Raw genomic sequence first — 1,423 nt, forward strand, 5'->3', positions numbered from 1 at the left:
CCGAAATCCGCGACCTCTGCGCCTGGCTGCGCGTGCTGGTCAACAACAACGACGACCCCGCCTTCATGCGCGCCGCCACCACGCCCAAGCGCGGCATCGGCCACACCACGCTGCAACAGTTGGGCAACTTCGCCACGCAATACAAGCTCAGCCTGTTTGAGGCCCTGTTCTCGAACTCCCTGGCCGCCGCCCTGCCCGCGCGCGCCGTGGCCACCTTGCACGAGTTTGGCCGGGCCGTGAACGATCTGGAGTACCGCGCCCGCCACACCGTGGGGCACGAGGCCGCCCAGGTTTTTCTCACCGAATGGCTGAAAGACATCGCCTACGAAAAGCACCTGCACGAGAGCGAAGACAACGACAAGGTGGCCGCCGCGCGCTGGACCAATGTGATCGACTTCTGCGACTGGGTGGCCGGCCGCTGCGGTGGGCAGATCGAAGACGCCGCCGGTGTGAGCAGCGAGCGCGAACGCAAAAGCCTGCTCGAAGTGGTGCAGACCATTGCCCTCTTGTCCACGCTGAGCGAGCGCGAGAAAGACGAAAACGTCGTCACCCTGTCCACCCTGCACGCCTCCAAAGGTCTGGAGTGGCCGCACGTGATGCTGGTGGGCGTGAACGAAGGGTTGCTGCCCTTCAAGATGGACGACGAAGACGCCGACCTGGGCGACATCCACAGCGAAAACATCGCCCAGCGCTTGCAAGAAGAGCGCCGCCTCATGTACGTGGGCATCACCCGCGCGCAACGCACGCTGGCCGTGAGCTGGCTCAAGCGGCGCAAGAAAGGCCGCGAAAGCATCCCCGGTCAGGCCAGCCGTTTCATCAAGGAAATGGCTCTGGACCAGAACACCACCAAAGAAGACCCGCGCGAAAAGCTGCGCGCCCTGCGCGCCGAGTTTGCCCAACGCGCCGCGCAGAACGCAGCCGAACAAGCAGCCGAAGGCAAAACGCCCAGCCCCACTTCCTGACCCGCGTGAACCGACTTGTCCGCCCCGCCACTTTTTCACCCATGAACCAAGACACACCCACCCAGCCCGCTTGGCCCCTCATCAGTGCAAGCCTCGGCCTGGCCTTCGCCTGCCTGTGCATCTGGCCTATCGCACACGCGCAGAACGCGACCCCGGCCAGCACGCCCCCGCTGGCTTGCGCCAGCCCGGCGGAGATGACACCCGCCCACCTCTACGGCTTGTGGCAAGTCACGCTGCGGCCACTCGACGCCCCGGTCGATGCACCTGGAATCCAGGGCAGCCTGCAGTTCGAGCGGCATCCCGAATACCCGGGCAGCGTGCGCGGCCGCTTCACCCGCGGTGACGGGCTCCAGCAGCGGGTTTCACTGGTTTCCGGTGACGTCACCGGCGGTGAATTCAACCTCGATGAGTCGGCCGACGGCAAGAACATGGACGCGGTCTGGACCGGCGACATCAGCCCA

The 1,423-nt window shown here is 65.5% G+C and carries 2 protein-coding genes; both read left to right on the plus strand.

Annotation, left to right across the window (positions count from 1 at the left end; genetic code table 11):
- Positions 1–962, plus strand: a 962-nt coding sequence (locus ABYB95_RS23460; RefSeq protein WP_372662775.1) for a 3'-5' exonuclease, incomplete at its 5' end; no start/stop codon positions are given.
- Between the two features lie 41 nt (positions 963–1,003).
- Positions 1,004–1,423 (plus strand): hypothetical protein (locus ABYB95_RS23465; RefSeq protein WP_372662778.1); only part of this gene is annotated, 420 nt, incomplete at its 3' end.

Source organism: Hydrogenophaga sp. (assembly GCF_041633695.1).
GTDB lineage: Bacteria > Pseudomonadota > Gammaproteobacteria > Burkholderiales > Burkholderiaceae_C > Hydrogenophaga.